This window comes from Stenotrophomonas sp. 05L414_2 (assembly GCF_056397905.1).
Genome location: NZ_JBFTOJ010000029.1, coordinates 1 through 21477 on the forward strand (window position 1 = coordinate 1; position 21477 = coordinate 21477).

Genomic DNA, 21477 nt, shown 5'->3' on the forward strand with positions numbered 1-21477 from the left:
GCCGGGAGCGGTTCCTGGCCGCCGAACGGATGCTGGTGCGCGGGTTCGATGATGTCTGCGGCGACACGTTCTGCGAGGGGCAGTACTACAACCTGTGGGCCATGCGCCTGCGCTGTTCGGTGGAGCGAGCGACAGGTGTGGTCGGCAGTTGTATCTGGACCTTCGCCGGCAGCGATACCTGGGTGCGTAAGGAAGGACGGATCGATGTCGACCTTGGCAGCTATGCATGCGTGCTGCCGCTGGCATCTGGAACCCGGTTGGAGCAGCTCCTGCAGGTCTGGCAGGTGGGTTCCGGGGATGAGGCGATCCACGCGCCCTTGCCCGGTACGACCACGAGCGTCTATGGCGGGCTGACAGACTGTCTTTGACGTCGACGATTGCGAATGCAAACGTGATTTATTCGCATTAACGGAGTAGCATGCGCGCCGTTCTGTCCGTCCCTTGGCTCCGCGCATGTCCTCCAATGCCCTCACCCTGACCGAACTGCTGATCCGCGAACGACCGGCACTGCTGCGACGCGTGCAGCGCATCCTCGGCGGCGACAGCGGGGCCGAAGACGTGATCCAGGCGGTCTGGTTCAAGGCGCGTGGGGTAGACAGCAGCCAGGGCATCGACAATCCGCGCGCCTATCTCTATCGATTGGCCATCAACCTCGCCACCGACCACGGCCGCGAATCGACGCGCCGCAACCGCCTGCTGGCCGAGCACTACCTGTGGCAGGAGGACGAGCAGATCTCCACCGAGGAACAGGTGATGGCGCAGGATGAACTGCAGCGTGTGCTTGATGCCGCCGGCCACCTGCCCGAGCCGACGCGCACCATCTTTCATCTCAATCGCCTGCAGGGCCTTACCCAGGCCGACATCGCCCGGCGCCTCGGTGTGTCGGTGACCACGGTGGAGAACCACGTACGCACCGCGCTGCAGCGGCTTGCCTGGGCGCGCAGTGGCCGATGAACGATCCGGCTTGGGGGCGCACACCCGCCATGCGTCTTGATTCGCAGGCCCCCCATGCGCTCTAGTCCGTCCGCCCACCTCTGACCGTGTCCCCTGCCAGCCGATGAGCCCGCCCCCGACACCCCGCAGCACCGCCGATGATGCCGTGGCCGAACAGGCCAGGGACTGGATCGTGTGCCTGGCGTCCGGCGATATCAGCGACGCGCGCATGGACGCGTTCGAGCAGTGGCTGGCCGAGCCCGCGAATCGGCGTTCGTTCGAGCATGAGCGCATGCTGTGGCGCAGTGTGGGCCCGCGCCCGGCCGCCACCGAACCTAGGCAGGCAGCGCGCCGTCCGCGGCGGCTGCGCTGGGCCATGGCCACGGCCGCTGCGCTGGCGGTGCTGGTGGCCTGGCCCGATGCCTGGCTGCGCCTGCAGGCGGATCATCGCAGCGACCACCGGGTGCAGGATGTGCATCTGCCCGATGGCAGCCGCGCCGTGCTCGATGCCGACAGCGCGATCGCCGTGCACTTCGATGACCAGCGCCGTCGTGTTGAACTGCTGCGTGGCCGCGCCTGGTTCGACGTGGCGCCCGATGCGCAGAGGCGATTCAGCGTTGCTGCTGGCAACGGTGTAGTGGAAGACATCTCCACAGCTTTCACGGTCGCCCACGTTGCGGCCGGGGTGGAGACCGAAGTCGGGCAGGGCCGGGTACGTGTGGCCAGTCCTGTCGATGGCGGCTGGACCTATCTGYAGGTGGGGCAACGTGCCAGCTATGGCGAGCACCGAGGCGTGCAGCGCYTGGCTGACATTGCTGCGGACGGCGTCGGCGCCTGGCGCAAGGGCGAACTGCTGCTGGAGCAGGCCAGTGTGGCCGACGCCGTGCACGCGGTCGGCCGCTATCGCGCAGGGCCGACCTTCGTGCGCGGCGATCTTTCCACGATTCCAGCCGTGAGCGCGGCGCTGCGCGTCGATCATCCGGAGCAGGCACTGGATGCACTGGCGGCCACCGCCGGCCTGCAGGTCACCCGCCTGCCGCTGGGCGTGGCGATCGTGTACCGGTAGTACCGCGCCAGGCGCGGATGCAGCGGATGCAACGCATCGGTCTTGGGGAAAGCGCGCCCCCACTCGTCTCATCCACGAACGTACCCGCCGCCGCCACGTACGTCGTTGGGTCCGCGCATGCGCGGATGATGCCGCGCCCGCGGCCACGCTTCTCTGACAGGTTCCCCCATGTACGAATTCCGCCGCCCGGGCCGCGCACCGCGCCCGTCCCGTCTGTGCATCGCGTTGCTGGCCGCCGGCCTGGCAACCGCCGCCCCCGCCGTGATGGCGCAGTCCAGCAGCGCTGCTCCGGCAGCGGCACAGCACTTTGATATTCCCGACCAACCGCTGGACGATGCACTGCGCGCCTACATGCGCCAGTCCGGTGTGCAGGTGGTCTATCCGAGCACGCTGGCCAAGGGCGTGATCTCGCAACCGGTCAGTGGCACGCTGTCAGCCGACGAGGCCCTCGCCCGCCTGCTGCGCGGCAGCGGCCTGAGCGTGCGCCGGGTAAGCGCCGATGCGGTCACGCTGGAGGTCGCTGCGGCGGGACAGACGGGCGGCGTGATCGTCACCGATACCCTCAGCGTGGCCGGAGACCGCGTGCAGGGCGGTGCGGTCAGCGATGAAGCGCGCCTGCTCGACAGCTACCGCAGCGTGGGGTCGACCACCACCATCGGCCGCGTCGCGCTGGAGCGTTTCCGCGGCACGTCCAACGGCGACATCGTCAAAGGCGTGGCCGGTGTCACTGCGGGCGATCCGCGCGTGGGCAACGGCTTCGACGTCAACATCCGCGGCATCCAGGGCCAGAGCCGGGTGCCGGTCATCATCGACGGTGGCCAGTCCAGCATGGACACCTACCGTGGCTATGCCGGCCAGTCGCAGCGCACCTATCTCGACCCGGACCTGATCTCGCGCCTGACCATCACCAAGGGCCCGAGCCTGCAGGCCAATGCCTCCGGCGGCATCGGTGGCGTGGTCGAAATGGAAACGCTGAATGTCGATGACGTGCTGCGCGAGGGGCGTGATGTCGGCGTGCGCGTGCGCGGGGGGCTGGCCAACGGCAGCGCCAACAACCTGCCCGGCTACGAAGCCGCGCCGCGCAGCGATCGTAGTGCCACCGGCAGCCAGTTCTTCAACRTGGCCGCTGCCGGTCACTGGGACCGCTTCGACCTGGTGGCCGCCTATGCATACCGCGACAAYGGCAACTACTTCTCCGGCAAGCACGGCTATGACGACTTTCCGCAGACCCGTCGCACGCTGGCGCCGCTGAATCCGCCACGCACCGAAGTGTTCAACACTTCCTCGCGCTCGAAGTCGACCCTGCTCAAGGGCACCTGGCGCATCGACGACGCGCAGACGCTGGAAGCGGGCTATCGTCGTTACGAAGGTAGTGCGGGCGAGATCATGGCGTCGCAGATCATCCGCGTCGACCGCGACCGCGTGCCGCAGTGGGACCCGGGCCATGTGGACATGGACAGCTACAGCCTGCGCTACCGGTTCAACCCGGACAGCGAGCTGATCGACCTGCGCGTCAACGCGTGGTACACCGACGCCGACAGCGTGATGTACAACAGCCTGACCGGCATCACCCCCTGGTACTTCGATCGCCGCACCGAGTGGTACGACGCACCCAGCTTCAGTGGCAATCCCGGCTACAAGGATGCCTACCGCAACCCGTTGCGGCAGAAGCGCTTCGGCCTGGACGCCAGCAACACCTCGGTGTTGGACGGCAGTGCCGGCCGCTTCACCCTCGATTACGGCCTGTCCTACAGCGACGAGGACATCGCCCCGGGCAGCTCCGGGCCGATCATGCACGACGACCTGGTCAACAACCGCTTCCTGCGCAATGCCGAGCGCAAGGAATACAGTGCGGTGGCATCGCTGAAGTGGGCACCGGACGAACACTGGGAGATGCTGCTGGGTGGGCGCTGGAACCGCGTGGACGTGCATGACCGCAACCGCCTGGCCACGCCGGACGGATACGAAGTGCAGGGTCAATACCGCTACACCGAACTGCTCAACGGCAATCCCAAGCTGCCGTCGTGGCGGGCCAAGCGCATTGCCCTGTTGAACTGGTATCCGGACGCCAACGGCAACTTCACCCAGGAGTCGCTGCTGGCCTCCCCGTACAAGAAGGGCACCGTCGGTGACATCGGTGGCTGGAACTTCCATGACGCTGACGCCGCGGAGGACCTGAAGGTACCGGTGAGCTGGACCTGGTCCCAGCCGATCCGCCGTCGTGACAGCGCGTTCTCGCCGACCGCCAGCGTGGCCTTCCGTTTCAGCGAAGACAGCATGGTCTACCTGAAGTACGCAGAAGGCACCAAGCTGCCGAGCCTGTTCGAAACCACGCTCGGCCTGTTCACCGCGGCCAAGCCGGTGGATGAACTCAAGCCCGAGCGTGCGCACAGCTGGGAACTGGGCGCGAGCACGATCCAGCACGACCTGTTCACTGCCGGTGACCGCCTGGCGCTGAAGCTGGCCTACTTCGATACCCGCATCGATGACCTGATCACCCGCGACTACCGCACCTTGTCGGCCGGACTGATCCGCAACGTCGACCGCTTCAAGGTGTCGGGCATGGAGTTCCAGTCCAGCTATGACAGCGGCAAGGTATTTGCCGATCTGTCGGCGCACTACTACTTCAAGGCCAAGACCTGCGCACCGGACATCGCGGCCGAACGCCGCGCCTACGGTGTCCAGCGCAGGATCGAGGAACTGGTCGGCACGCCGGACTGCGTGGATGGTGGTTTCGAAGGCTCCTACAGCAACACCCAGAACCCGCCGCGCTACATGATCAACCTGACCCTGGGCTCGCGCCTGTTCGACGAGCGGCTGACCTTCGGCACCCGCGTGGTCCACAACGCCGGCCCGATCAGCAAGCTGGACAAGGAATGGAACGTCGGCCTGTCGGCGATCCAGCAGCTGTACCGGCCGACCACGCTGGTGGATCTGTTTGCGAGCTGGAGCTTCAACGACCAGCTGTCGGTGGAAGCGAACGTGGACAACGTGACCGACCGCTACTACCTGGATCCGCTGGCGCTGGGCGTGATGCCCGCACCTGGGCGGACTGCGCGACTGGCCTTTACCTGGCGGTATTGATCAACCCTCCACGCTTGCACCGGTGGAGGGGGCGGATCCCTTTCCCGCGGAAAGGGACCTGGCCCCATCGGGTCCGGTCATCCACGCATGGCGTGGATCTACTGGGGGGGGCGCCGGGCCATGCCCGGCGCTGCCGCCTGGCGCTTACAGCCCGGTCGCGGCCTTCACCGCCGCTTCGTGCAGCGCTTCATTCAGTTCGTCCACCACGGTGGTCCATGCCGCATCGGCCTGCAGCGATTCGGCCAGGAACTGGCGTTGGGCTTCGTTCCAGTACGGGGCATCGGCCACTTCCACGCCGGCGGCCAGCTGATGGTCGGCGATGAACCGGGCAATGCCCTCGGCACTGGCATCCAGGCCCAGCTGCAGGAACAGGTTGGTCATGCGCGGTTCGGTGGTGATCATCGGTGGTGCCCTGGCAATGGAAAGGAACCTGCATTATCGACGCAAGCAGGGTTGGGGGAACCCTCGCCAGGATCGTCTACAGGGGGACGCTTTCCCTGGCACTCCCGATGACCGTTCAGACATCCCTCGAAGACAGCCGCAGCGTGCGGCTGAAGGCCGCCACCCGTGACAGCCATGGCGCCCTCGACAAGCGCATCATGGCCGGCGACATCTTCGCCGACCGCCGCAATTTCGCTCGCTTCCTGCGCGTGCAGTACCGCTTCCACCGCAGCATCGACGCGTTGTACGCAAGCCCTGCGCTGGACGCATTGCTGCCGGACCTGGCGGAGCGTCGCCGCCTGCAGCAGGTGCGCTGCGACCTGCAGGACCTGGAGCAGGCGCTGCCGGGCGAGGACATCGCGGCCCTCCGCGACGACCTGCCGCTGCCGGCCGCGTTGGGCTGGTTGTATGTTGCCGAAGGTTCCAACCTGGGCGGCACCGTGCTCTACAAGATGGCCGCTGCACTCGGCCTGGATCGGAACTTTGGTGCTCGTCACCTGGCGGCACATCCCGATGGGGCCGCGCGGCATTGGCGCGAATTCACTGCTGCTCTCGATGCAGTGGTGCTGTCGCCGGCACAGGAACAGGAAGTGATCGATGCCGCCGATGCCGCGTTCCGCAGCGTGCACGGCCATGTCGAAGTGGAGTTCTCCTGATGTCCCTGCACCGCCCGCTGGCGCGCGATTGATGCGCTGGCTCTGGTTCGTGCTCGGCTGGTTGATGGTCGCGCTGGGGGTGATCGGCGCACTGCTGCCGGTCATGCCGACCACCATTTTCCTGATCCTGGCGGTGGGCTGCTTCGCACGCAGTTCGCCCAGGTTCGAACAGCGGCTGCTTTCCCATCCGCGCTACGGTCCGTCGCTGCGCCTGTGGCGTGAGCAGGGCGCGGTATCGCGCAAAGGCAAGGCGTTTGCCAGCGCCGGCATGGCGGTGGGATTCGCGATGTTCTGCTGGGGCGCACACCCGTCCTGGCGTCTGCTGCTGGGCGTGGGACTGTTCTTTGCGGTCAGTGCCGGTTATGTCCTGAGTCGACCGGCGCCCCGTTTCGATCCAGCGCCGCTGGTGGGCGTGGACGACGCCACCGATCCGCGCGCTGCCCGCCGTCGCACTACTTCTACCGATTCCAATGGAACCTCCGACGATGCTGCCTGCTGATCTGGCTCCCATGGCCGCCCCCGCACTGACCCCCTGGGGCATGTACCTGGCCGCCGATGTGGTGGTGAAGGGCGTGATGATCGCCTTGGCCGTGGCCTCGCTGGCCACCTGGACCGTGCTGCTGGCCAAGGGCTGGGAACTGGCCCGGCAGGCACGCGCGTTGCGCCTGGCGCGAAGCGTGCTGCTGTCGGCACCCAGCCTGCCGGTCGCAGGCGGCGAGCCCGCACTGCAGCAGAACATCGCCGCAGCCATGCTGGATGCCGCGCGCACCGAACTGCATCTGTCGCAGGAACTTGATCACCGCGAGGGGATCAAGGAGCGGGTGGCATCACGACTGGAGCGCCTGGAACTGGAGACCGCACGCAACCAGCGTCGTGGCATCGGCGTGCTTGCCAGCATTGGCGCGGTGGCGCCGTTCGTAGGCCTGTTCGGCACCGTGTGGGGCATCATGAACAGCTTCATCGGCATCGCCCACAGCAATACCACCAACCTTGCCGTGGTGGCGCCAGGTATTGCCGAGGCGCTGCTGGCTACAGCGCTCGGTCTGGTCGCGGCGATCCCGGCGGTACTGGTCTACAACCACTTCACTCGGGTGCTGGCAGGCCTGCGCGGCCTGCTGGGCGATCTTTCCGCGGCTGTGCAGCAGCTGGTGTCGCGTGATCTGGATCGGGCTGCACGCCGGGCGCCGACAGGCACGCTGCGTGCAGTGAACTGAGGCACGCCATGGCGATCAGGACCGCATCCACACGCGATGACACCCCGGAAGAAGCTCACGAGATCAATGTCACGCCCTTCATCGACGTGATGCTGGTGCTGCTGATCATCTTCATGGTGGCCGCGCCGCTGGCCACGGTGTCGGTGCCGGTGCAGCTTCCTGCCAGCAGTGCGCAGGCGGCGCCGGCAGAAAATGCGCCGGTGTATGTGACCGTGCAGGCCGATCTGTCGCTGCGGGTGGGCGAGGCGCCGGTGGCACGCGATGGCCTCGCCTCTGCGCTGCGCTCGGCAACGCATGGCGATACGTCGCAGCGCCTCTATCTGCGTGCCGATCAGCGGGTCTCCTATGGAGACCTGATGGCGACGCTGGATGCGTTGCGCAGTGCCGGTTACCTGAAGGTCGCCCTGGTCGGGTTGGAGCAGGGCGCACGATGAGCGGGCTGCAGCGCTGGGCAACCAGCCTGGCAATCGTGCTGCTGGCCCATGCGGTGCTGATCGCTACGGCGTGGTGGTGGGCATCGCGTACGCCGCCGGTCGTGGCAGCGGCACCTCCTGCCGCCTTGATGCTGGAACTGGCTCCCGCCGCACAGGCCCCACCGGTACCGCCGCGCGCGCTGCCGGCCGGACCGCTGCAGCAGGAGCAGCAGCGGCGCGTGACCGTGCCCAGGCAACAAGAACAGATCAAGGCGCCGGTGCTGCCCCAAGGCGAACTGGCGGCCCCGGCCGAGCCACCTGCGGAACCGGCAGAGGAAGCGGCGGACAGCAACATCGATCGCACGCTGGCGCCGCCGGACGTTCCTGCCCAGGCCGCAGCGAGCTACGCCGCACCGCGTACCACGGCCGGCGAACGCAGCAGTGCCAAGGCCACCTGGCAGGGGGTGCTGCTGGGACACCTGCAACAGCATCGGCGCTATCCACGCCAGTCCGAACGGTTGCGCCAGCAGGGCGTGGCCTATGTGCGCTTTGCCGTTGCCCGCGACGGCCGTGTATCGGCGCCGCGCATCGAGCGCAGCAGTGGCTTCGCACTGCTCGACCAGGAGACGCTGGACACGGTGCAGCGCGCCAGCCCGGTGCCGGCGCCGCCGGCCGATGTGGCCGGCGACCCGGTGGAGGTGATGGTGCCCGTCGCGTTCTTCCTGCGCGGGCGGTGATCCTCGGCGGGGTCGGATCCCTTTCCACAGGAAAGGGCTCTGACCCCATCGGAGGCGACCCCATCGGAGCCGCCATCCACGCATGGCGTGGATCTACAGCAACGGCACCAGCAGCAGCGCCACGATGTTGATGATCTTGATCAGCGGGTTGATCGCCGGGCCGGCGGTGTCCTTGTACGGGTCACCGACCGTGTCGCCGGTCACCGCTGCCTTGTGCGCTTCGCTGCCCTTGCCGCCGAAGTGGCCATCCTCGATGTACTTCTTGGCGTTGTCCCAGGCACCGCCGCCGGTGGTCATCGAAATGGCCACGAACAGCCCGGTGACGATCGTGCCGATCAGCAGCCCACCCAGCGCGCGTGGCCCCAGCAGCAGGCCGACCACCACCGGCACGGCCACCGGCAGCAGCGACGGTACGATCATTTCGCGGATCGCCGAGCGGGTCAGCATGTCCACCGCCTTGTCGTACTGCGGCTTGGCGGTGCCCTGCATGATGCCGGGAATCTCGCGGAACTGCCGCCGCACTTCCTCCACGACCGCGCCGGCCGCGCGACCGACCGCTTCCATCGCCATCGCACCGAACAGGTACGGAATCAGGCCACCGATCAGCAGGCCGATGATCACCGTGTGGTCGCTGAGGTCGAAGCGGAACTCCTGGCCGGGATTGGCCGCCTGCAGGTTGTGCGTGTAGTCGGCGAACAACACCAGCGCGGCCAGTGCTGCCGAACCGATGGCATAGCCCTTGGTGACCGCCTTGGTGGTGTTGCCCACCGCATCCAGCGGATCGGTGATGTCGCGGATCTCCGAAGGCAGCTCTGCCATCTCGGCGATGCCACCAGCGTTGTCGGTGATCGGCCCGTAGGCATCGAGTGCGACGATCATGCCCGCCATCGACAGCATTGCGGTGGCGGCGATGGCGATGCCGTACAAACCGGCCAGCGCGTGCGCGCCCCAGATCGCCGCGCAGACGGCGATCACCGGCAGGGCGGTGGACTTCATCGAGATGCCGAGGCCGGCGATGATGTTGGTGCCATGGCCGGTGGTCGAGGCCTGTGCCACATGCTGCACCGGCTTGTACTGAGTACCGGTGTAGTACTCGGTGATCCACACGATCAGGCCGGTCAATACCAGGCCGATCAGCGCACAGCCATACAGCGCCATCGGCCCGTACACGTTGTCCGCCATCAGTCCTGTGGTGATCGGATAGAACGCGATCGCTGCCAGCACACCGGAGACAATCACGCCCTTGTACAGCGCGCCCATGATCGAGCCACCGGGCTTCACCTTCACAAACAGCGCGCCGATGATCGAAGCGATGATCGAAACACCGCCCAGCACCAGCGGATACAGCACCGCATTGGCGCCGGCCTCGGCCAGCATCAGGCTGCCCAGCAGCATGGTGGCGATTACGGTGACCGCATAGGTTTCRAACAGGTCGGCGGCCATGCCGGCGCAGTCGCCSACGTTGTCGCCSACGTTGTCGGCGATCACCGCCGGGTTGCGCGGGTCGTCCTCGGGAATGCCTGCTTCGACCTTGCCGACCAGATCGGCGCCGACATCGGCCCCCTTGGTGAAGATGCCGCCGCCCAGGCGCGCGAAGATCGAGATCAGCGATGAGCCGAAGGCCAGGCCGACCAGTGCATGCAGTGCCTGTTCCATCGGCAGGCCCATGCGCAGCAGCAACGCGTAGTAGCCGGCCACGCCGAGCAGGCCCAGGCCGACCACCAGCATGCCGGTGATCGCRCCGCCGCGRAASGCCACGTCCATTGCCGCGCTGATGCCGTGGCGCGCCGCCTCTGCGGTGCGTACGTTGGCGCGCACCGACACGTTCATGCCGATGTAGCCCGCTGCACCGGACAGCACCGCACCGACTGCGAAGCCGACCGCGGTGTACCAGCTCAGGAAGATGCCGACCAGCACGAACAGCACCACGCCGGCGATGCCGATGGTCAGGTACTGGCGGTTGAGGTAGGCGCGCGCGCCTTCCTGGATGGCCGTGGCGATGGCGACCATGCGTTCATTGCCGGTGGGTTGGCGCAGGATCCAGCGCGCCGAGACGATTCCGTACAGGATCGCGAGAATGGCGCAGCCCAGCGCCAATGACAGCCCGTGACGTTCCAGCATTAGACCCCTCCGCAGAATGGATGGACAAGCATCCAGTGGCGATGAACGGCACCACGAGGGGGACGACGGGCTGCAGCCTGGAACCAACCCGTACCGACCTTGGTGGTCGTCCGACGTATGGCGGTGTTCAGCATTCCCTGGTGTCCGCAGTATGCGTGCACCCGCGCCCGGATGGTAGCGCCAGGCCGCGCCCGTCGAGCGCAGCGGTTGCTGCAACGACGCGATATCCGTCGTCCCCATCGCCACCTTTGCACCCCGTTAAGCCAACCTCTGCAAGCCTGCGCGCAGTCCCGTCGGAGAATCCCCATGCGCCTGTCCCTGTTGATGCTTGCCGTTCTGGCCCCGGCCCTGCCTGCCTTCGCGGCGGAAGCACCGGAACTGCAGCGAGCGGTGGGTGCACCACAAGCGGTCGGCGCGGTGCACACGCTGCGGCAGATTCCCGAAGCCTGTGCCCGCCTGGAAGGCGCGTTCACTGGCCAGGCGGCGGAGCCCTATCGTTTCTCGGCGGTGCGCACCAGCGAGCAGTGCCAGCCGCGTGCCCGCTTTGTCGACTACAGCAAGGCGCAACCGAGTGCGGACAAGGGCTGGAAACTCAATGATGTGATCCGTGTTCCGAATGCCGCCTGCCCGGCGCAGCAGGCGGTGGTGCGCGTGTGGCGTCTGCCGGTGAACAACGCCCAGGCGCTGGATGGGCAGGGACAGTCGCGCATCTATCTGGAGGAAGCCAAGAAGCAGGCCGCTGCCGGCAAGATCCCGCAGGTGACGATGTTCGCCGCGCAGCTGCAGATGGCAGGCAAAGCCTGCAATTGAGGCCGGGCATCCACGCATGGCGTGGATCTACTGGGAGGGAGACCTGGGCAAAGCCTGCAATTGAGGCCAAGCATCCACGCATGGCGTGGATCTACTGGATGGGAGACCTGGGCAAAGCCTGCAATTGAGGCCAGGCATCCACGCATGGCGTGGATCTACTGGGAGGGAGACCTGGGCAAAGCCTGCAATTGAGGCCGAGCATCCACGCATGGCGTGGATCTACTGGGTGTAAGACCTGGGTAGTGCCGGCCGCTGGCCGGCAACCCCGCGATCACTCCGCAAGCCTCGCCCCACGCGCCACCAGAAGATCGCGCAGCGCCGACCGGTGGCAATGCGCCTCGTCCTCGCAATAGCAGCCCACCGCGATATCGCTGTGCTGCGACAGCGCTGCGAGCAGGTCCAGCGCATGCGCTGCATCGGGCGCCTTCATTTCGGCGTTGTAGTGACGGAAGAACGCCGTCCAGTCGGCGGCGCTCTTCGCCTCATGCGCCTGTTTCACCAGCTCCGCGCTGGGGGACAGCGTCGGGAACCACACGTCGTACCAGTCCTGCCGGGCAAATTCGCTGCGCGGCACACCGCGCGGCGGGCGCCGCACGGTGCCGATGCGCAGGCCTTCACCGGGCGCGCGCGCTGAGCCAAGTCGAACAACACGCAACGCCATGGCATTCCTCGCAAAAAGGGGACGGAGGGGGTCAGCCTTCGAACGCAGGCAGCTTCTGCTTCACCGCCACGTTCTTCAGCGTCACGTACTTGGGCAGGCCATCGCTACCGTAGGGCAACGGTGCTTCGCCCTTGATCAACGGCTGCAGGTAGGCGCGCGCCTTGGCCGTGATGCCGAATCCATCGCGACGGATGAAGCTGGCCGGCATCTTCTTCTCGTGGTTGGCAATCTTCGACAGCGGTGCGGCTTCGATCTTCCAGCGATACGGTGCATCGCTGCTGCGCACGATCACCGGCATCACCCCGTTCTGGCCCTTCAGCGCCAGCTGCACCGCGGCCTTGCCGACCGCCTGGGCCTGTTCCCAGTCGGTTTTGCTGGCCAGGTGGCGGGCTGAGCGCTGCAGGTAGTCGGGCAGGGCCCAGTGCACCTTCAGCTCCAACTGGTCCTTGACCCGCCCGGCCAGATGCGCGGCCACGCCGCCCAGCTGCGAATGGCCGAAGGAGTCCTTGCCGCCGCCGGCGTCGGCGACGAAGCGGCCATCGGCGGTGGCGATGCCTTCCGACGCCACCACCACGCAGTAGCCCACGCGCGCGACCACGGCCTTGACCTTGGCCAGGAACGCGGCCTCGTCATAGGCGCGCTCGGGCAGCAGGATGATGTGCGGGGCGTCGTCCTCGCCGGTGCCGGCCAGGCCGGCGGCCGCGGCCAGCCAGCCGGCGTGGCGGCCCATCGCCTCGTAGATGAAGACGCGGGTGGAGGTCTCGGCCATCGCGGCCACGTCCAACGCCGCTTCGCGCACGGACACGGCCGTGTACTTGGCCGCCGAGCCGAAGCCGGGGCAGGTGTCGGTCACCGCCAGATCGTTGTCGATGGTCTTGGGCACGCCGATGCAGGTCAGGTCGTAGCCGGAGCTTTTTGCCAGCTGCGACACCTTCAGTGCGGTGTCGGCCGAGTCGTTGCCGCCGTTGTAGAGGAACCAGCGCACGTCATGGGCGCGCAGGACCTCCAGCAGGCGGTCGTAACGGGCACGGTCGGCCTCCAGCGATTTCAGCTTGACCCGGCACGAGCCGAACGCGCCGCCGGGGGTGTGGGCCAGGGCGCGGATGGCCGCAGCACTCTCCTTGCTGGTGTCGATCAGCTCCTCGCGCAGGGCGCCTAGGATGCCGTTGCGCGCAGCCAGGACCTTGATTCCCTTGGCGCGGGCCTGTTCGATCACCGCCGCGGCAGTGGCGTTGATGACGGCGGTGACGCCGCCGGACTGGGCGTAAAGGAGGGTGCCATTGCGCATGCTTCTACCTGTTCGGGGGAGGGGACATTGCAGGGACATTACCCGGATGCGCTAAAGTGGCGCTATTGCGGTGCAGCGATACCGGACCGTCCGGGGCGCGAACCTTCTTTATTTTCAACACGTTGGAGTCAGGTCAATGCGATTGGTTCTGTTGGGACCGCCCGGTTCGGGCAAGGGGACACAGGCGACGCGCCTGAAGGAAAAGCTCGAGATCGCCCACATTTCCACCGGCGACATGCTGCGCGCTGAAATTGCCGCCGGCTCGGAGCTGGGCAAGCAGGCCAAGTCGGTGATGGATGCCGGCAACCTGGTGTCCGATGAGATCCTGCTGGGCATGCTGAAGTCGCGCCTGGCCCAGGCCGATGTCGCCAAGGGCTTCATTCTTGACGGCTATCCGCGCAATGTGGCCCAGGCCAACGCGCTGGACGGCATGCTGGCCGAGATCGGCCAGCCGCTGGATGCCGTGGTGCAGCTGGACGTGGCCACCGAACTGCTGGTCGAGCGCATCGCCGGCCGTGCGCAGGAGCAGGGCCGCGCCGACGACAATCCGGAATCGGTGCGCAAGCGCCTGCAGGTCTACACCGAGCAGACTGCTCCGGTGGTGGACTTCTACGCCGGCCGGGGCACCCTGGCCCGCGTCGATGGCGTCGGCGAACTGGACGAGATCGAAGCCCGCATCCTGGCGGCGATCAAGCGCTGACCCTCGTGGCCGGTTTATGCCGGCCACCGCAGGCGCAAAAAAACAGGCCTGATCCGCGAGGATCAGGCCTGTTTCGTTTCATAGGTGCCAGCAAAGGGCTTGCTCAGGGCCCCCACAGCATGAGCTCCCTTGGGGATGGCCTCTTGGGGAGTAGGACCGGTTCGGGTACTGCGGCTGGCATCCTGAATTGTGTCCGGGTTCACAGAACATCGCTATCAGGAATTCCCTGACATGTGGCTGGAGTTTTCTCACAGCAGCTGTAGGGGTTCTCTTACCCCGGTGCTGACAATGGCCCTATACAGCCGTGATCGGTCACAATCCCCGGTCATGAGCAGCGTACATATCCTTGCAATCGCCGGCACCTTCATGGGTGGCGTGGCCGCCCTGGCGCGGGAACTGGGCCATACGGTCAGTGGCAGCGACCAGGCCATCTATCCGCCGATGTCGACCCAGCTCGAGCAGCTGGGCATCACCCTGGACCAGGGCTACCGCGCCGACAGCGTGCCGGAGGGCACCGGGCAGGTGGTGATCGGCAACGCGCTGTCGCGCGGCAATCCTGCCGTCGAAGCGGTCCTGGACGTAGGCCAGCGCTACATTTCCGGCGCCCAGTGGCTGTCCGAGCAGGTCCTGCCGGGCCGTGACACCCTGGCCGTGGCCGGTACCCATGGAAAAACCACCACCACCACCATCCTGACCTGGCTGCTGGAGAATGCCGGTCGCTCCCCCGGCTTCCTGATCGGCGGCGTGGCCGAGGACTTCGGCGTGTCCGCCCGCTTGGGCCAGGGCCGCGAGTTCGTTGTCGAAGCCGACGAGTACGACACCGCGTTCTTCGACAAGCGCAGCAAGTTCGTGCACTACCGGCCGCTGGTGGCGATCCTCAACAACCTTGAATACGACCACGCCGACATCTTCCCCGACGTGGCGGCGATCCAGCGCCAGTTCCATCACCTGGTGCGTACCGTGCCGGCGCGCGGCCGCCTGATCGTCAATGGCGAAGACGCGCACCTGGCCGAAGTGCTGGCGATGGGCTGCTGGACCCCGGTCGAACGCTTCGGCTTCGACCCCGCGCTGGAATGGCATGCCGAGCTGTTGGCCGCCGATGGCAGCGCGTTCCGCGTCCATCATCGCGGGCAGGCGCTGGGTGATGTGCACTGGTCGCTGCTGGGCCGGCACAATGTGCTCAATGGCCTGGCTGCGCTGGCCGCTGCGCACGCCGTGGGTGTCGCGCCGGCCGAGGTGATCCCGGCGCTGGCGCGCTTCCGCAGCGTCAAGCGGCGCATGGAAGTGATCGGCAACCACGATGGCATCACCGTCTACGACGACTTCGCCCATCACCCGACCGCGATTGCGACGACCCTCGAAGGGCTGCGTGCCAGGGTCGGTGATGCCCGCATCGTGGTGGCGATGGAGCCGCGCAGCAATTCGATGCGGTTGGGCGCTCACGCACAAGCACTGGCACCGTCCTTGGCACTCGCCGATGAGGTGGTGTTCCTGCACCGCCCGGAGCTGGCCTGGGATGCGGCAGCGGTGATCGCGGCGGTGCGCGGACAGGCGCATGCTGTGGCCGACACCGATGCGCTGTTGGCGCAGCTGCAKGCCGACGTGCGCAGCGGCGACCATGTGGTGTTCATGTCCAACGGCGGCTTCGACGGCGCGCCGCGCCGCTTCCTTGCAGGGCTGCAGGCACGATGAGCAGTGAGGGTTCGCTGCCGCTGTTCCCGCTGCATACGACGCTGCTGCCGGGCGCGGCCATCGGCCTGCGGGTCTTCGAGCCACGCTACCTGGATCTGGTGCGCGAAACCGGCCGCAGCGGTGAAGGTTTCGGTGTCTGCCTGATCCTGGAAGGAAACGAAGTGGGAGCGCCTGCAACGCCGGCCGCCTTCGGCGTGCAGGTGAAGATCGAGGATTTCGATGTCGGTGCCGATGGCGTGCTGCAGCTGCGATTGCGCGGCACCCGTCGTTTCCACGTCGAGCGCACGCGCGTGCGCGACAACGGGCTGGTGGTTGCCGATGTGCGCTGGTGCGATGAGGATCCCGATGACGAACTGCGTCCGCAGCATGCGCTGCTGGCGACGGTACTGGACCACATCATCGAGCAGGCGGGCACGGCGTTCGCACCGGCCTCGCCGGCCTTGATGGACCAGGCCAGCTGGGTCAGCTGGCGGCTGGCCGAGCTGCTGCCGCTGAGCGAACAGCAGCGCCTGCAACTGCTGCAGCTGGACGACCCGCACCAGCGCCTGCAGCAGCTGCTGGGCTGGATGCCGTAAAAACCGGCCGTCGTGCTCGCCGGGCATGACCCGGCGTCGTCGGTAGATGCCAACCGTGGTTGGCAGCCTTTCCCGAAAGCGCCAACCAAGGTTGGCGACTACCAGAGCGGAGCAGTCGCGCCGGGCCATGCCCGGCGGCTTCGTTACGGCGTGGCGGTCTTCAACCGCAGTACCGGCAGCCCGGTCTCCGGCTGCACATCCTCGCGCTGCGGCAACGACTGCACCGCTTCCTTGACCGCATTCAACGCCGGGTCGATGCCTCGCACCGGGTGCCACATGCCGATCCACTGGAAGTGGCGCTCGTAGCGCAGGGTCTGTGCGCTGCCCAGCCACAACGGGGTGTCGCCCGGCTGCAGCTGCGCCGGCGCCTGCCACAAGCGCAGTACGTAACGCTCGTCGGCCTGCGCGCCCTGGCGCACCATCAGCAGCGCTTCAACGCGCGTATCCAGTGTCGCCGGCAGTACCGGCAGTTCATTGGCGCCGGTGTTCTTGTCCAGCATCAGCAGCGCTTCCTGCCAGCCGGCCTGGGCCTGTACCTGCCAGCCGCGCGCTTCCAGCTGCGCCTGCAGCGGCGGCAACGGACCGGCCACCTGCACGTCCAGTGGCCAGCGCTGGTCATCGTCGAATTCGTTGCGACGCGCCGGCAGCTTCGCCCAGTCGTGCTGCCACCAGGCCTGCGCGTCCATCGCCAGCGGCGCCGGCAGGGTCGGCTCGAAGCGTTCCAGCTTGATGGCGATGTTGCGCGGCGCGTACCACATCGCCGCCACCACGAAGACGCCGTAGAACAGCCATGCCACCGGCTTTACCCAGAACGAGCGGTTGAAGCGGCGGCGGTAGGCGATGCCCAGCACCAGCAGCCAGAAGGTGCCGAACAGCATGCCGCCGATGACATCGCTCAGCCAGTGCGCGCCCAGGTACAGGCGCGCAAAGCCGATCAGGCTGACCACGATGCCCGACACCAGGTAGGGCCAGACGCGGGTGCGGCCGGGCATTTCGCGGGCGATCAGCACCGCGAAGAAGCCGAAGGTGATGGTGGCCATGGTCACCGACACCGACGGGAAGCCGAAGYCGCTGCTGGCATCGATCGGGCGCACCACATCGACGGTGGTACCGAGCAGTTTGGTCAGGGCCAGGCCGAAGGCCAATGCGGCCAGCCAATGKGCRGCCGCCATCCAGCGCCGGCGCCAGAYCAGRTAGCCCAKCGCKGCAGCGGTTGCCGGCAGCAGCACCTGCCATGCGCCAAGCGAGGCCAACGCGGCCATCGGGTAGTCGGCCAGCGGATTGCGCAGGGCCAGCATCGCCTGGTGCACCAGCAGGTCCACCGCCAACGGCTCGCCATGGGCGACCACCACCGTCAGCAGCGCGAACCAGCCCCAGCCCAGCAACAGCAGCATCAGCGCCAGCATCGCCAGCGGCACCGATTCGCGGCGCTTCGGGTCGAGCACGCCCACCGTGTAGCGGCCCAGCGTCGGGTGCCGGTTGGACCAGTCGAGCAGCCGCGCCAGCCAGCTGTCCATGCGCGCGGCCGACCAGCGATAGCCGTACAGCACGATGGCCCAGACCAGGCTGAGGATCACTGCCAACAAGCCCACCACCACTACCAGCCGGCCGGCAACGGCAGCGACGGCATCATAGGCTTCGCCAAGAATCCAGCCCGGTGCCAGGAACAGCACAGCCCAGGAAATACTGGCGATGCCACTGGCCTGCACGTAACGGCTGGCGGGCATTTTCATCATGCCGGCAATGGCGGGCACGAACGGCCGGATGGCACCGACATAGCGGGCGATCAGGATGCTCTTGAACGCATTGCGGCGGAACAGATTCTCGCCCCGGTCAAGCAGCTGCGGGTAGCGGCTGAACGGCCAGACGCCACGCAGGCGGTCGCCCCAGCGCCGGCCTATCCAGTAGCTGATGCCATCACCGGCGAACGCACCCAGCGCCGCGGCGGCAACCGCATACGGCCCGGAGATCTGGCCCAGGCCGATGAACACGCCAACGGCGAACAGCAACGGCAGCGCCGGCACGATGGCGCCAAGAATGATGACCGCATCGCAGAAGGCGATCAGAAAGATGACCGCACCCGCCAACACGGGATGAGCGGCAATCCACGCGAGGGTGGCGTCGATCCATGAAGAGTCCATTGTCCGATTATAGGGGCGTGAAGGTGACTGGTTCCCAGCCGCTTGGTGACCGATTGCAACCGGCGTCATCGCCTAGAATGTCGCCATGCCTGTATCCAATGACGCGCCAACGCATGCACTGAAGGCCGACAGTTTCGGCCGGATCCTCCTCGTGCAGGGGCCTGAAGGCCCCTTCGTGCGCCGCGATCTGGGGGCCACGCCGCTGTGGCTGCGGTTGCCAGCGTGGTGGTTGGCGCGACGCGAAGCGCGTGCATTGCGCCACATCCATGGCATGGCCGACGTGCCGCAACTGCTGGACTGGGATGGCCGCCACCTCGACCGCAGCTTCATGGCCGGCGATGCGATGTACCAGCGCCCGCCGCGCGGTGATGTGGCCTGGTTCCGCGCCGCACGCCGCCTGCTGCAGCAGCTGCATCGGCGCGGTGTGGCCCACAACGACCTGGCCAAGGAAGCCAACTGGCTGGTGACCGAGGACGGTCGACCGGCCCTGATCGACTTCCAGCTGGCAGTGATAGGCGACCCGCGCTCGCGCTGGATGCGACTGTTGGCGCGCGAGGACCTGCGCCACCTGCTCAAGCACAAGCGCATGTACTGCCGGGAGTCGCTGACGCCGGTGGAGAAGCGCGTGCTCAAGCGCACCTCGTGGGTACGCGATCTCTGGTTCGCCACCGGCAAGCCGGTCTACCGCTTCGTCACCCGCCGCATCCTGCATTGGGAAGACAACGAAGGGCAGGGCCCCAAGCCGTGAGCGCCCAGCTGAGCGAAGGCAGCGTGCTGCGTCCGCAACTGCCGGGTGCCGATTTCGTCCATGCCYGCCAAGAGGCGGCGCCGCGCAACGGCCGTTCGGCGCTGCAGGCCTACCGCGATATGGCCGCGACGGTGCCCGGCTGGTTCGATGGACTGATGGCGCTGCGCAACAGGGGCATGCGGCTGCTGGGCATGAAGGATCTCGGCTCGCTGCGCGGAGTGCAGCAGACCGCCGATCCGCAGCGCGGGCAACGCCTCGGCATCTTCACCCTGCAGGCGCTGGACGAGGATGCCATCGTGCTGGAAGACAACGACCGCCATCTGCGCGTGCAGCTGGCGCTGCAATGGCACGGCGATATGTTGGAAGTGGCGACGGTGGTGCACACCCACAACGCGTTCGGCCGCCTGTACATGCTGCCGGTGGCACCGGTGCATCGATGGATCGCGCCGCACCTGCTGAGCAAGCAGGTGCGCGGATATCAGTAGATCCACGCCATGCGTGGATGCGCGTTGCCGCATGGCGCGGCAAACCCCTACGGCGTCACCGGCACCACCTGCTGGCCGATGAAGTTGCGCTTGCCATCGAAGTCATAGCCGATCTGCAGCTGGCCCACGTCCGGGCACGCATGGCAGTCGCGCAGCGGCGTGCGGTACAGCAGGCGGATGCCGCCCCCATCCAGCGCCGCGGTACCCGCGGCCTGCGCCGGCGCGAACGGCGTGGCCTGCGGATGCGCCTTGAGCACCTCCTGCACGCCGGGATCGGCGCGCAGCGTGTCGTCCAGCTGCACCGCATCCACGTCGATACGCTTGCCTGCGGCATCGACCAGGCGCGTGCCTTCATTGGTATTGGCGCGGAACGGATACTCGACGGTGGCCACGCCCAGGCCGTCGTGTTCATGCCAGGCGGTCACGTAGGCCAGTTCGCCACCGGTGGACAGCTGCTCGGCCGCAGTGACCGCATCGGCACTGGCCCCACCGGACCGCATCGCATCGCGCAGGCAATCGCGGGTGGCCGCGCTGTCGCCCTGACGGCAGGCGTTGAGGTCACCATCCCAGACAACGGCCTCGCTCCAGCGCAGCTTGCCATCACCGGTGGCCTTGTCGACGCTGGCGGCGTCATCCTTGGCCGGCGCGCTGCCGGGTTCGGGCGAGCGGCCCTGGCAGGCGGTGAGCAGGGCCAGGCCCAGGGCAGGCAACAACAGGCGGGAACAGCGCATGGCATGGACCTCGTGCAGTGACCGGGGCGCCAGTATCGTCAACGTGCGGTGAACTCCGCGTCGGCGCGGCATACTAGCGGCTCATTGCATACGCTGGAGTGTGGAACGTGGGCAGTCTGCAGGGCAAAACCCTTTTCATCACCGGTGCCTCGCGTGGCATCGGCCTGGCGATCGCGTTGCGCGCCGCGCGTGACGGCGCCAACGTCGCCATTGCCGCCAAGTCGTCGGTGCCCAATCCGAAGCTGCCGGGTACCATCCACAGTGCTGCCGAGGCCGTCATTGCAGCCGGTGGCCAGGGCCTTGCGCTGAAGTGCGACATCCGCGAAGAAGACCAGGTGCAGGCGGCCGTTGCTGCCGCCGTGGACACCTTCGGTGGCATCGACATCCTGGTCAACAACGCCAGCGCCATCTGGTTGCGCGGCACCATGGACACGCCGATGAAGCGCTTCGACCTGATGCAGCAGGTCAATTCGCGCGGCAGTTTCCTGTGTGCGCAGGCCTGCCTGCCGTACCTGCTGCAGGCGCCGAACCCGCATATCCTGACCCTCGCGCCGCCGCCGAGCCTCGAGCCCAAGTGGTGGGGCGCGCATACCGGCTACACGCTGGCGAAGATGGGCATGAGCTTTGTCACCCTCGGCCTGGCCGCCGAGTTCGGTCCGCAGGGCGTGGCGGTCAATGCGCTGTGGCCGCGCACGGTCATTGCGACCGATGCGATCAACATGATTCCGGGCGTGGACGTCGGCGGCTGTCGCACGCCGCAGGTCATGGCGGATGCTGCACATGCGGTGCTGGTGCGCGAGGCGGCCGGTTTCCACGGCCGTTTCCTGATCGATGACGAGGTGCTGGCCGAAGCTGGCGTGACCGATCTTTCCGGGTATGCGGTGGATGCGTCGCGTCCGTTGCTGCCGGATCTGTTCCTGGATTGAGCCAGCCGGTAGGGAAAGGCCGATGGCTGCCGCCTTCGGCCCGCTGCGCTAGAAT

At 67.2% G+C, this 21477-nt stretch carries 22 protein-coding genes; 16 read left to right on the forward strand and 6 right to left on the reverse strand.

Translation table 11 applies throughout. The features are described from left to right. From AC1DJN_RS06090 to AC1DJN_RS06105, 4 genes are all read left to right on the forward strand, one after another. Positions 1 to 368: hypothetical protein (locus tag AC1DJN_RS06090; protein WP_478038987.1), on the forward strand; the 368-nt coding region annotated here is incomplete at its 5' end. Between the two features lie 85 nt (positions 369 to 453). Beyond that, the gene (locus AC1DJN_RS06095) at positions 454 to 954 is read left to right on the forward strand and encodes an RNA polymerase sigma factor (protein WP_025874164.1); all 501 of its coding nucleotides are present in this window, start codon (positions 454 to 456) and stop codon (positions 952 to 954) included. 103 nt (positions 955 to 1057) lie between these two features. Further along, positions 1058 to 1999: a FecR family protein gene (locus AC1DJN_RS06100; RefSeq protein ID WP_478038988.1), complete on the forward strand. Its 942-nt coding sequence runs from the start codon at positions 1058 to 1060 to the stop codon at positions 1997 to 1999. A gap of 168 nt (positions 2000 to 2167) precedes the next feature. Next, on the forward strand, positions 2168 to 5083 hold the full coding sequence (locus AC1DJN_RS06105; RefSeq protein ID WP_478038989.1) for a TonB-dependent receptor: 2916 nt from the start codon (positions 2168 to 2170) through the stop codon (positions 5081 to 5083). A 144-nt stretch (positions 5084 to 5227) separates the two neighbouring features. Here AC1DJN_RS06105 and AC1DJN_RS06110 read toward each other — a convergent pair whose 3' ends face one another. Then, positions 5228 to 5485 (reverse strand): DUF2789 domain-containing protein, encoded by a 258-nt coding sequence (locus tag AC1DJN_RS06110; protein ID WP_032976752.1) that lies wholly within the window; start codon positions 5483 to 5485, stop codon positions 5228 to 5230. 107 nt (positions 5486 to 5592) lie between these two features. Between AC1DJN_RS06110 and AC1DJN_RS06115 the strand changes: the two genes are divergently transcribed. From AC1DJN_RS06115 to AC1DJN_RS06135, 5 genes are read left to right on the forward strand one after another with little or no spacing between them, the layout of a single operon-like run. Continuing rightward, positions 5593 to 6180, forward strand: a complete 588-nt coding sequence (locus AC1DJN_RS06115) for a biliverdin-producing heme oxygenase (RefSeq protein ID WP_442251829.1) — start codon at positions 5593 to 5595, stop codon at positions 6178 to 6180. A 31-nt stretch (positions 6181 to 6211) separates the two neighbouring features. Then, a complete protein-coding gene (locus AC1DJN_RS06120; protein WP_032976749.1) occupies positions 6212 to 6679 on the forward strand; it encodes a YbaN family protein in 468 nt (155 codons plus the stop codon). Beyond that, positions 6666 to 7394, forward strand: a complete 729-nt coding sequence (gene exbB, locus AC1DJN_RS06125; RefSeq protein ID WP_032976748.1) for a tonB-system energizer ExbB — start codon at positions 6666 to 6668, stop codon at positions 7392 to 7394. The genes AC1DJN_RS06120 and exbB overlap by 14 nt, the downstream gene beginning before the upstream one ends. Positions 7395 to 7402: 8 nt before the next feature. Continuing rightward, positions 7403 to 7828, forward strand: a complete 426-nt coding sequence (gene exbD, locus AC1DJN_RS06130) for a TonB system transport protein ExbD (RefSeq protein ID WP_032976747.1) — start codon at positions 7403 to 7405, stop codon at positions 7826 to 7828. Next, a complete protein-coding gene (locus AC1DJN_RS06135; RefSeq protein WP_442251830.1) occupies positions 7825 to 8544 on the forward strand; it encodes an energy transducer TonB in 720 nt (239 codons plus the stop codon). Before exbD ends, AC1DJN_RS06135 begins: the two co-directional genes overlap by 4 nt. Before the next feature lie 93 nt (positions 8545 to 8637). Here the strand turns inward: AC1DJN_RS06135 and AC1DJN_RS06140 are convergent, their stop codons facing one another. Continuing rightward, complete coding sequence (locus tag AC1DJN_RS06140; RefSeq protein ID WP_442251831.1) at positions 8638 to 10665, reverse strand: sodium-translocating pyrophosphatase; 2028 nt, start codon at positions 10663 to 10665, stop codon at positions 8638 to 8640. A 306-nt stretch (positions 10666 to 10971) separates the two neighbouring features. On the opposite strand from AC1DJN_RS06140, the gene AC1DJN_RS06145 reads away from it, so the two are divergent. Next, positions 10972 to 11475, forward strand: coding sequence for a hypothetical protein (locus tag AC1DJN_RS06145; RefSeq protein ID WP_442251832.1), 504 nt, complete (start codon positions 10972 to 10974; stop codon positions 11473 to 11475). A gap of 271 nt (positions 11476 to 11746) precedes the next feature. Here the strand turns inward: AC1DJN_RS06145 and AC1DJN_RS06150 are convergent, their stop codons facing one another. Beyond that, a complete protein-coding gene (locus AC1DJN_RS06150) occupies positions 11747 to 12136 on the reverse strand; it encodes a DUF488 domain-containing protein (RefSeq protein ID WP_312401389.1) in 390 nt (129 codons plus the stop codon). Between the two features lie 31 nt (positions 12137 to 12167). Beyond that, a complete protein-coding gene (locus AC1DJN_RS06155; RefSeq protein WP_442251833.1) occupies positions 12168 to 13424 on the reverse strand; it encodes a 6-phosphofructokinase in 1257 nt (418 codons plus the stop codon). Positions 13425 to 13560: 136 nt separating this feature from the next. On the opposite strand from AC1DJN_RS06155, the gene AC1DJN_RS06160 reads away from it, so the two are divergent. The 3 genes from AC1DJN_RS06160 (at position 13561) to AC1DJN_RS06170 (ending at position 16391) form a co-directional block, all read left to right on the forward strand. Further along, positions 13561 to 14124 carry an adenylate kinase gene (locus tag AC1DJN_RS06160; RefSeq protein WP_025874177.1) on the forward strand — a complete coding sequence of 188 codons (564 nt, stop codon included), beginning with the start codon at positions 13561 to 13563 and terminating at the stop codon, positions 14122 to 14124. Between the two features lie 327 nt (positions 14125 to 14451). Further along, on the forward strand, positions 14452 to 15816 hold the full coding sequence (gene mpl, locus AC1DJN_RS06165; RefSeq protein WP_478038990.1) for a UDP-N-acetylmuramate:L-alanyl-gamma-D-glutamyl-meso-diaminopimelate ligase: 1365 nt from the start codon (positions 14452 to 14454) through the stop codon (positions 15814 to 15816). Then, entirely contained in the window at positions 15813 to 16391 is a 579-nt protein-coding gene (locus AC1DJN_RS06170) for an LON peptidase substrate-binding domain-containing protein (protein ID WP_032976742.1), read from the forward strand. The genes mpl and AC1DJN_RS06170 overlap by 4 nt, the downstream gene beginning before the upstream one ends. A gap of 143 nt (positions 16392 to 16534) precedes the next feature. On the opposite strand, the gene AC1DJN_RS06175 is transcribed toward AC1DJN_RS06170, so the two are convergent. Next, positions 16535 to 18532: a bifunctional DedA family/phosphatase PAP2 family protein gene (locus AC1DJN_RS06175; RefSeq protein WP_478038991.1), complete on the reverse strand. Its 1998-nt coding sequence runs from the start codon at positions 18530 to 18532 to the stop codon at positions 16535 to 16537. Between the two features lie 85 nt (positions 18533 to 18617). On the opposite strand from AC1DJN_RS06175, the gene AC1DJN_RS06180 reads away from it, so the two are divergent. Beyond that, a complete protein-coding gene (locus AC1DJN_RS06180; RefSeq protein WP_025874181.1) occupies positions 18618 to 19280 on the forward strand; it encodes a serine/threonine-protein kinase in 663 nt (220 codons plus the stop codon). Beyond that, complete coding sequence (locus tag AC1DJN_RS06185; protein ID WP_478038992.1) at positions 19277 to 19765, forward strand: DUF2867 domain-containing protein; 489 nt, start codon at positions 19277 to 19279, stop codon at positions 19763 to 19765. The genes AC1DJN_RS06180 and AC1DJN_RS06185 overlap by 4 nt, the downstream gene beginning before the upstream one ends. Positions 19766 to 19812: 47 nt before the next feature. Here AC1DJN_RS06185 and AC1DJN_RS06190 read toward each other — a convergent pair whose 3' ends face one another. Continuing rightward, complete coding sequence (locus tag AC1DJN_RS06190; RefSeq protein WP_025874183.1) at positions 19813 to 20496, reverse strand: hypothetical protein; 684 nt, start codon at positions 20494 to 20496, stop codon at positions 19813 to 19815. Positions 20497 to 20603: 107 nt separating this feature from the next. Between AC1DJN_RS06190 and AC1DJN_RS06195 the strand changes: the two genes are divergently transcribed. Next, positions 20604 to 21422, forward strand: a complete 819-nt coding sequence (locus AC1DJN_RS06195) for an SDR family oxidoreductase (RefSeq protein WP_032976737.1) — start codon at positions 20604 to 20606, stop codon at positions 21420 to 21422. The last annotated feature ends 55 nt before the right edge of the window (positions 21423 to 21477 follow it).

What these genes read in the sequence shown, in the direction of transcription:
- AC1DJN_RS06150 (WP_312401389.1), bottom strand. Translation starts at nt 12,136, where the DNA reads ATGGCGTTGCGTGTTGTTCGACTTGGCTCAGCGCGCGCGCCCGGTGAA.
- AC1DJN_RS06145 (WP_442251832.1), top strand. Translation starts at nt 10,972, where the DNA reads ATGCGCCTGTCCCTGTTGATGCTTGCCGTTCTGGCCCCGGCCCTGCCT.
- AC1DJN_RS06160 (WP_025874177.1), top strand. Translation starts at nt 13,561, where the DNA reads ATGCGATTGGTTCTGTTGGGACCGCCCGGTTCGGGCAAGGGGACACAG.
- AC1DJN_RS06120 (WP_032976749.1), top strand. Translation starts at nt 6,212, where the DNA reads ATGCGCTGGCTCTGGTTCGTGCTCGGCTGGTTGATGGTCGCGCTGGGG.
- AC1DJN_RS06170 (WP_032976742.1), top strand. Translation starts at nt 15,813, where the DNA reads ATGAGCAGTGAGGGTTCGCTGCCGCTGTTCCCGCTGCATACGACGCTG.
- AC1DJN_RS06155 (WP_442251833.1), bottom strand. Translation starts at nt 13,424, where the DNA reads ATGCGCAATGGCACCCTCCTTTACGCCCAGTCCGGCGGCGTCACCGCC.
- AC1DJN_RS06190 (WP_025874183.1), bottom strand. Translation starts at nt 20,496, where the DNA reads ATGCGCTGTTCCCGCCTGTTGTTGCCTGCCCTGGGCCTGGCCCTGCTC.
- exbB (WP_032976748.1), top strand. Translation starts at nt 6,666, where the DNA reads ATGCTGCCTGCTGATCTGGCTCCCATGGCCGCCCCCGCACTGACCCCC.
- AC1DJN_RS06115 (WP_442251829.1), top strand. Translation starts at nt 5,593, where the DNA reads ATGACCGTTCAGACATCCCTCGAAGACAGCCGCAGCGTGCGGCTGAAG.
- AC1DJN_RS06135 (WP_442251830.1), top strand. Translation starts at nt 7,825, where the DNA reads ATGAGCGGGCTGCAGCGCTGGGCAACCAGCCTGGCAATCGTGCTGCTG.
- exbD (WP_032976747.1), top strand. Translation starts at nt 7,403, where the DNA reads ATGGCGATCAGGACCGCATCCACACGCGATGACACCCCGGAAGAAGCT.
- AC1DJN_RS06110 (WP_032976752.1), bottom strand. Translation starts at nt 5,485, where the DNA reads ATGATCACCACCGAACCGCGCATGACCAACCTGTTCCTGCAGCTGGGC.
- AC1DJN_RS06180 (WP_025874181.1), top strand. Translation starts at nt 18,618, where the DNA reads ATGCCTGTATCCAATGACGCGCCAACGCATGCACTGAAGGCCGACAGT.
- AC1DJN_RS06095 (WP_025874164.1), top strand. Translation starts at nt 454, where the DNA reads ATGTCCTCCAATGCCCTCACCCTGACCGAACTGCTGATCCGCGAACGA.